Annotated in this window: 9 protein-coding genes; 3 read left to right on the top strand and 6 right to left on the bottom strand. The window is 64.4% G+C overall.

The genetic code is table 11. From position 1 onward, the window contains the following. The coding region (locus AC1D34_RS33120; RefSeq protein WP_476826526.1) for a zinc-binding alcohol dehydrogenase family protein at positions 1–598 on the top strand (598 nt) is incomplete at its 5' end. A gap of 56 nt (positions 599–654) precedes the next feature. Here AC1D34_RS33120 and AC1D34_RS33125 read toward each other — a convergent pair. Next, entirely contained in the window at positions 655–2,100 is a 1,446-nt protein-coding gene (locus AC1D34_RS33125) for an aldehyde dehydrogenase family protein (protein WP_476826527.1), read from the bottom strand. Positions 2,101–2,308: 208 nt separating this feature from the next. After that, positions 2,309–2,461 carry a hypothetical protein gene (locus AC1D34_RS33130; protein WP_441490044.1) on the bottom strand — a complete coding sequence of 51 codons (153 nt, stop codon included), beginning with the start codon at positions 2,459–2,461 and terminating at the stop codon, positions 2,309–2,311. 213 nt (positions 2,462–2,674) lie between these two features. Here AC1D34_RS33130 and AC1D34_RS33135 point away from each other — a divergent pair, with 213 nt between their 5' ends. Further along, a complete protein-coding gene (locus tag AC1D34_RS33135; protein WP_441490045.1) occupies positions 2,675–3,163 on the top strand; it encodes a pyridoxamine 5'-phosphate oxidase family protein in 489 nt (162 codons plus the stop codon). Between the two features lie 9 nt (positions 3,164–3,172). Here the strand turns inward: AC1D34_RS33135 and AC1D34_RS33140 are convergent, their stop codons facing one another. The 4 genes from AC1D34_RS33140 to AC1D34_RS33155 all read right to left on the bottom strand — a co-directional run bounded on the left by AC1D34_RS33140 (position 3,173) and on the right by AC1D34_RS33155 (position 6,337). Beyond that, a complete protein-coding gene (locus AC1D34_RS33140) occupies positions 3,173–3,850 on the bottom strand; it encodes a phosphatase PAP2 family protein (RefSeq protein ID WP_476826528.1) in 678 nt (225 codons plus the stop codon). A 41-nt stretch (positions 3,851–3,891) separates the two neighbouring features. After that, on the bottom strand, positions 3,892–4,803 hold the full coding sequence (locus tag AC1D34_RS33145) for a diacylglycerol/lipid kinase family protein (RefSeq protein WP_476826529.1): 912 nt from the start codon (positions 4,801–4,803) through the stop codon (positions 3,892–3,894). A 48-nt stretch (positions 4,804–4,851) separates the two neighbouring features. Further along, entirely contained in the window at positions 4,852–5,745 is an 894-nt protein-coding gene (locus AC1D34_RS33150; RefSeq protein WP_441490048.1) for a transglutaminase-like domain-containing protein, read from the bottom strand. Positions 5,746–5,923: 178 nt separating this feature from the next. Beyond that, positions 5,924–6,337, bottom strand: coding sequence for a PRC-barrel domain-containing protein (locus AC1D34_RS33155; protein WP_476826530.1), 414 nt, complete (start codon positions 6,335–6,337; stop codon positions 5,924–5,926). Positions 6,338–6,650: 313 nt separating this feature from the next. Between AC1D34_RS33155 and AC1D34_RS33160 the strand changes: the two genes are divergently transcribed. Then, positions 6,651–6,914, top strand: a complete 264-nt coding sequence (locus AC1D34_RS33160) for a glycine zipper domain-containing protein (protein ID WP_069877583.1) — start codon at positions 6,651–6,653, stop codon at positions 6,912–6,914. The last annotated feature ends 66 nt before the right edge of the window (positions 6,915–6,980 follow it).

Consider the following 6,980-nt stretch of genomic DNA (forward strand, 5'->3'; position numbering starts at 1 on the left):
GCTCAAGGTCAAGGATCCGGTGCCCGGCGCGGCCAAGGCGATCCTGATCATCGGCGGAGCCGGCGGTGTCGGCTCGATTGCGATCCAGCTCGCGCGTCAGCTGACCGATCTGAAGGTGATCGCCACCGCCTCGCGCGCGGAGACGCAGGCCTGGGCGCTGGAACTCGGGGCCCATCACGTCGTCGACCATACACAACCGCTCGCCGCGCAGGTCGCGGCACTGGGGATCGGCGCGCCGGGGCTGGTGTTCTCGACGACCCATACCGACACGCATATGCCGGCGATCCTCGAACTGATCGCACCGCAGGGGCGGATCGCACTGATCGACGATCCAAAGACACTCGATGCCATGCCGCTCAAGAGCAAGAGCCTGTCGCTGCACTGGGAGATGATGTTCGCGCGCTCGCTGTACCAGACGGCGGACATGCAGGCGCAGGGCGATCTGCTGGCGGAAGTCTCGCGGCTTGTCGATGCCGGCAAGGTCCGGACCACGCTGAGCGAGAGTTTCGGGACGATCAACGCCGCCAATCTGAAGCGAGCGCATACCCTGATCGAGAGCCATCGCGCCAAGGGCAAGATCGTGCTGGAAAGTTTCTGAAACGAAGAAGGGCCGCGCCTTGCCGGCGCGGCCGTTCTGTCGGACATCAAGGGCGATCAGGCGAGCGTGTAGGCCGTCTTCACCGTGGTGTAGAATTCCCGGGCATAGGCGCCCTGCTCGCGCGGGCCGTAGCTCGAGCCCTTACGTCCGCCGAACGGCACGTGATAGTCGACGCCGGCGGTCGGCAGGTTGACCATCACCATGCCGGCCTCACTGTTGCGCTTGAAATGCGTCGCGTGCTTCAGCGAGGTCGTGCAGATGCCGGCGGCAAGGCCGAACTCGGTGTCATTGGCGATTGCCAGCGCCTCATCATAGTTCTTGGCGCGGATCACGCTCGCAACCGGACCAAAAACCTCTTCACGGGAGATGCGCATGGCATTGCTCGCCTCGGTGAACAGAGCCGGCTGCATGTAGAAGCCGGGGCTCTCGCGCTTAAGCACTTCGCCGCCCCAGGCGAGCTTGGCACCCTCGTCCTTGGCGATGGCGACGTATTTCAGGTCCTGGTCGAGCTGGCTCTGATCGACGACCGGGCCGATATGGGTGCCGGCCTTCAGGGCATCGTCGACGACGAGGCCCTTCATGCGCTCGATCGCAGCCTCGACGAAGCGATCATGGATGCCTTCGGTGACGATCAAGCGCGAGGAAGCCGTGCAACGCTGGCCGGTCGAGAAGAAGGCGCCGTTGACCGCGGTCTCGACCGCGAGCGTGAGATCGGCATCGTCCAGCACCACGAGCGGGTTCTTGCCGCCCATCTCGAGCTGAACCTTCTTCATCGGGTTGGAGGCAATGCAGGCCGCCGCAACCTTGCGGCCGGTCGAGACCGAGCCGGTGAAGCTGATCGCATGCACATCCTTGTGCTCGAGCAGCGCCTGCCCGACCACCGAACCGCGCCCCATKACGAGGTTCAGCACGCCCTTGGGCAGGCCGGCGCGCTGGATGATGTCGACCAGCGCCCAGGCCGAGCCCGGAACGAGATCGGCCGGCTTGATCACGACGCAGTTTCCAAAGGCGAGCGCAGGGGCGATCTTCCAGCCCGGGATTGCGATCGGGAAGTTCCAGGGCGTGATCATGCCGATGATGCCGACCGGCTCGCGCGTGACCTCGACGCCGACGCCCGGGCGAATGGAAGGGATCGCCTCACCGGCAAGGCGCAGGCATTCGCCGGCGAAGAAAGCGAAGATCTGGCCGGCACGGGTCGCCTCGCCAATGCCTTCCGGCAGCGTCTTGCCCTCTTCCCGCGAAAGCAGGCGGCCAAGCTCCTCCTTGCGAGCGAGGATCTCGTCGGACGCCTTCTTCAGGATCTCGTAGCGCTCCTGCGGGGTCGTGCGGCTCCAGGCCGGAAACGCAGCCTTGGCAGCCGCGACGGCGTTGTTCAGGTCCTCGACCGAACCCTGGGCATATTCCCCGACAACGTCATTGGTGTTGGAGGGGTTGATGTTGCGCGAGGCGTTCGAGCCGCCCACCCGTTCACCGGCGATCAGGTTCTTGAAAATCTCAGTCATCGCAGCCTCTCGACCAGTCGGAAGAATTCTCGGAGCCGGTGTTAACGCCTTTGTCAGGCGAACGCCATTCGTCCCGGTCATGGCTCCCCGGCGCGTCAATCCGCATACAGTATGCAGAGAGTTTCTGTCGAGACGATCGACGCGCCGAGGCCGGTGCGAGGGGGCCGGGGCGAGAGGGCCGGGCAGCCCGATCGCGGCGGGGGAGGGCTCACTTCTCCTTGATCGACAGCCCGTTCTTTCCGACCGAGATCTGGACACCATCCGGCTGCTTCTTCTCCTCGTAGAGGGCATAGCCGGTCACGGCGAGGCCAGCGACCAGAATGGCGACGAGCAGCAGAAGCGTATTGCGGGAGGTGAACATCAGCGATCCTGTGGTCCAGACACAGCGACGGGGCGGCAGCCGGTCAACGTTTCGCGAGCGCCTGCGGTTCCACCTCATCATTCCGTGATCGGCATTGCCTCGCGGCTGAAAGGCGTGAAGAGTTCCCGGAGCCCCGGCACTGAGGAACGGACGCCTCAAAGGCGCGTTCCCCCAATGACGAGGACGGCGGCGTGCATGGAAGGAAAGGCGACAATGGTCGAGACACCGCTCCAGCAACGAATTTGGACCGCCCTCACCGATCACACGATCTGCATGGTGTCGACCATCGTCCGCGGTCGGATCAGGACCCGGCCCATGTCGGGGCATGTCGATCGTGAAGAACACCGCATCCTGTTCGTCACGCACAGCCATACCGGGCCGGTCGAAGAGCTCGATGCCTCGCAAACCGCCTCGATCGCCCTGAGCGACGAGAACCACAATTTCTATGCGACGATCGAATGCCGAGCCGAACGGCTTGATGACAACCACCTGCTCAGGAGAATCTGGAGCCCGTTGGTTGGAGCCTGGTTCCCGAACGGCCCCGACGATCCGGATGTGACCTTGCTGGCCCTGACGCCGGTCTCGGCCGAGATCTGGGACGGTCCATCGAGTGCCGTCGTGATCGCCTTCAAGCTTGCCACGGCCAAGATCCTCGGGCGGGCGCCGGATCTCGGCGTCAACACCACGATCGATATGCGCTGAACCGGCGGATCAGCCGGCGGAAGGGGTGCGAGCACTGGCGGGCTCCGCCCTTGCCATGCCCTGTCCGGCAAGGGCGAGCGAAAGACTCGACCACGCGATGCCGAGGCACCAGCCGGCCAGCACGTCGCTTGGCCAATGGACGCCCAGATAGATCCGGCTCACGCCAATCAGCAGCATCAGGACCCAGGCCAGCCCGATGCTGAGCCGTGTGATATCCCGATGCCGGGACGCCAGTCCGATGAAACCGGCGATGCCGAGCAGAACAACCGCCGATAGAAAGGCATGACCGCTCGGAAAGCTCGCAGTGAAGACGATTGCACTCGGCTCGACGACATCGGGGCGCGCCCGGCCGATCCCGATCTTCAGAAGCGTGCTGACCAGCGTTGCCAGCACGACATTGACGACGAGTGCGACGGCAAGGCGCCGATAGCCGGCAAGCCAGAGAGCGAGCGTCGCGGCGAGGGTCATGAAACCAAGCCCGACGAAACTGCCGAGCCCGCTGATGTCCCGCATCATCTCGGGCAACCATTGCGGCCCGATCGGCGTGGCCGGATCCCCAGCTTGCCGGAACAGCAGGATGAGGCCGGTATCGAAGGCGAAGGTGCGGCCGGACATGATGAACAGCGCCAGGCCGAGAAAGGCGAAGGCGGCCGCCAGAGGGACAAGAATGCGGGGAGGAAGCGGCATCGAAATCCTGAATGATGGCAATCGACCGGAGGAACGTGTCTCTAGCCGTGCGCCCGGCCCGGGGGCACCCGGCAAGCGATGAGGCGCACCGCCTTTGGCAGAAGGCGATAGCGGAGCTCGCCGGCCTTGCGCTCGACCTCGCCGTCGAAGGTGATGTGACCGCGCTTCTTGTCGCGACGCGTCAGCGTGACTTCGTCACCGGTATAGGAGGTCAGGTTCTGGGACGAGCGCCAGTGCCCGGATGCGACCGACAGCGCTGCCTTGGTGCGCGAGAGAAGGCCGCCCGCATTGAGGATATGAACCTCGAAGACGCCGCCATCGAGCTTGCTGCGGCGCCATTCGGGCCCATCGAAACTATTGATGGTGACAAGAACGGCATCGGCCTCGACCTGGCGGCGCTCCTGGCCGATCCGGATGTCCACGGTGATCGCCCGGGTGAACAGGATGGAGCGCGTCGCAGCGACCGCAAAGGCGACCGCGCGGCTGAAGGGGAAGCGCCTGCGCGCATATTCACGTTCGCGGGCCATCAGGCTGAAGAAGCCCATTCCCGAGATCGAGTGGAACAGCCGGTCATTGACGCGGCCGATGTCCATCGTCACCGGCGCCCCCGTGCAGAGCGCCTCGATCTGGCCCTCCAGCGTCCCGACGAGGCCGAGATCCCGCCCAAGGATATTCACCGTCCCGAGCGGGAGAACCCCTACCGGCCGTCCGGCCTGCAGCAGGACCGGCAGCACGCCGTTGATCGTGCCGTCGCCACCGGCAATGACGGGGGTTGCCGCAGCATCGGCGATCGCCGTCGAAAGCGCATGATGCAACTCGCGCGGCGGCACGAGCCGGACCTCCGCCTTGCAATCATGAGCATGGAACGCGGCCTCGATCCTGGCCGCGAAGGCCTCGGGCCCTGCGGCCAGCACGGTTCCCGCCCGCGCATTGACGATCACGATATGGCGCATGACGCCCTGATATCATCCCATCCATGCCGGAGCCCAGGCCAAGGCATTTCACAATGCAGCGGCCCGCTCCGCGCGCCACTCAACACGGTCTTTCGTCACAATCATGGCAGTTGCCGCGTCTTCGACCTCTTCGGTCGTGACCTCGAAATGCTGAAGCGAATGGGCTCCGAAGGAATTGAGCATCGCGACGTCGGTCGCGTCACGCCCCCGGGCGATCACGATCCGGCCGATGCGGCGGGCATTGTGACGCGCATCGAAGGTGTACCAGCGACCACTGAGGAAGACCTCGAACCAGGCGTTGAAATCCATTGGGGCCGGGTCCTTCGGCACGCCGATATCGCCGAGATAGCCGTTGCAATAGCGGGCCGGGATATTGAGGCAGCGACAGAGGGTCACGGCAAGGTGGGCGAAGTCGCGGCAGACGCCGATCCGTTCCTCGAAGGCCTCCGCCGCAGTGCGCGTGTTGCGCGCATAGGCATAGCCGAAGGTCAGGTGATTATGGACGAAATCGACGACGGCTTGGACACGCTGCCAGCCCGGAGGGATCTGGCCGAAGAGCTGCCAGGCGCGATCCCCGAGCTTGTCGGTTTCGCAGTACCGGCTGCCGAGCAGATAGATCAGCACCTCGTCGGGCAGCTCGGACGGTTGCGCTTGCCGCGCCGCCGGATTGAAAGGATCGGGCTCGCCGGAATCATGGAGAAGTCCCGCTGAACTCAGCCGGATCCCGCCCGCTGGGGCGACAAGCCGGCGGCAGATATTGCCGAACGGGTCGCGATAGCGCTCGACTGGAACATGGCGACGTGGATCGACCAGGGAGACCGCGGTCATATCGTCTTGGCGGATGACATCGTGCTGACGGGAAGGATGCACATCGAGCATCGTCAACAGCGGCAATTCCTGCTGAGAGACGAGTTCGATGCGATAGCCGTAACGGATCTGCATGAGGGGCTCCTGGCAGGAACTGGGCCGTCTCAACAGGCCGGCGGGCAGTCCCACACGTGCCGGCGATGACGGAAAGGCGCTGTCAGGATGACGCGCGATCAGCGGATTGGTTCCCGAAAGAGGGAAGGAGTCGGGCCTCCAAACGGAAGATGCGGGCCTTTCGGCCCGCCTCCCGCCGTCACGACGGTTCGGCTGGGGGGATAGCAACCGCCGCGACCTGCAGCCGGCGGTGCCTACGCATCGTGCCGTAGTAATCATGCACGCGCTTGCCGTAATTCCTGTCGTCCCAGTCGGGCTCGCCTTCGCTGTCATACATCGGCGCCGCCTCGAGCTTCTCCTTGGTAAGAGGCACGACATAGCCACCGCGATTGGTGTCGTAGTCGAGCACACTCCAGGGAATGGGATGGTATTTCTCACCCAAGCCGAGAAAGCCGCCGAAGGACATGATGGCGTAGGCGACCTTGCCAGTCTGCTTGTCGAGCATCACGTCATAGATCTCGCCGAGATGATCGCCCGACGCATTGTAGACGCTGGTTCCGGCGACACGTGCACCGGCAATGAGCGGGTTCCCCGTGGTGGCAGTTGCGGTCATTGGAGCCTCCATTGAACGGCTACGCGGTGGCTCGCACCGCAGTCTGCCGGATCAACGCCGGGGAATCCGGAAGGTTCCGGGCAAAAGCCGAACCACTCCACTCCCTGTGGAAGACAACCCTGGGTATCTCCGCTCCACATGGCGAAGCCATAAATGGAACATTAATCCTTTGTCATGGTTGCTAGGCCGCGCGATGTTGGTTGCGTCGCCCGTTACGGATCGTGTCTCGATCCTTTCGGGTGCGTTTCCATATCGAATGGAGCGGTTCGGACTGTGCATTAGGCCTGTCGATTGCATCCTGGGAGTCAAGACAATGAAGAAGCTTCTCATCCTCGTCGCGGTCGCGGCCTCGCTCGGTGCCTGCACGCAGCGCGAGCAGAATACCGGAACGGGCGCCCTGATCGGCGCTGGCACGGGTGCACTGATTGGTGGCCTCGCCACCGGCCGCGCTGGTGGCGCGCTCGCGGGCGCTGCAATCGGCGGTGCTGGCGGCGCCATCATCGGCTCGGCCACGACACCTGACCGTGTCTGCTACGGTCGCGACGAATGGGGTCGCCGCGTTCGCTATGCCTGCTGAACCGTTCAGCAGCTGAAGATGGGAAAGGCCCGCATTCGCGGGCCTTTTTCATGCGCGGCTCAGACC

This window comes from Allobosea sp. P1_A7 (assembly GCF_056406775.1).

Excerpts from the sequence above, each read along its gene's own strand:
- AC1D34_RS33130 (WP_441490044.1), bottom strand. The coding sequence starts at position 2,461 with ATGTTCACCTCCCGCAATACGCTTCTGCTGCTCGTCGCCATTCTGGTC.
- AC1D34_RS33135 (WP_441490045.1), top strand. The coding sequence starts at position 2,675 with ATGGTCGAGACACCGCTCCAGCAACGAATTTGGACCGCCCTCACCGAT.
- AC1D34_RS33140 (WP_476826528.1), bottom strand. The coding sequence starts at position 3,850 with ATGCCGCTTCCTCCCCGCATTCTTGTCCCTCTGGCGGCCGCCTTCGCC.
- AC1D34_RS33145 (WP_476826529.1), bottom strand. The coding sequence starts at position 4,803 with ATGCGCCATATCGTGATCGTCAATGCGCGGGCGGGAACCGTGCTGGCC.
- AC1D34_RS33150 (WP_441490048.1), bottom strand. The coding sequence starts at position 5,745 with ATGCAGATCCGTTACGGCTATCGCATCGAACTCGTCTCTCAGCAGGAA.
- AC1D34_RS33155 (WP_476826530.1), bottom strand. The coding sequence starts at position 6,337 with ATGACCGCAACTGCCACCACGGGGAACCCGCTCATTGCCGGTGCACGT.
- AC1D34_RS33160 (WP_069877583.1), top strand. The coding sequence starts at position 6,651 with ATGAAGAAGCTTCTCATCCTCGTCGCGGTCGCGGCCTCGCTCGGTGCC.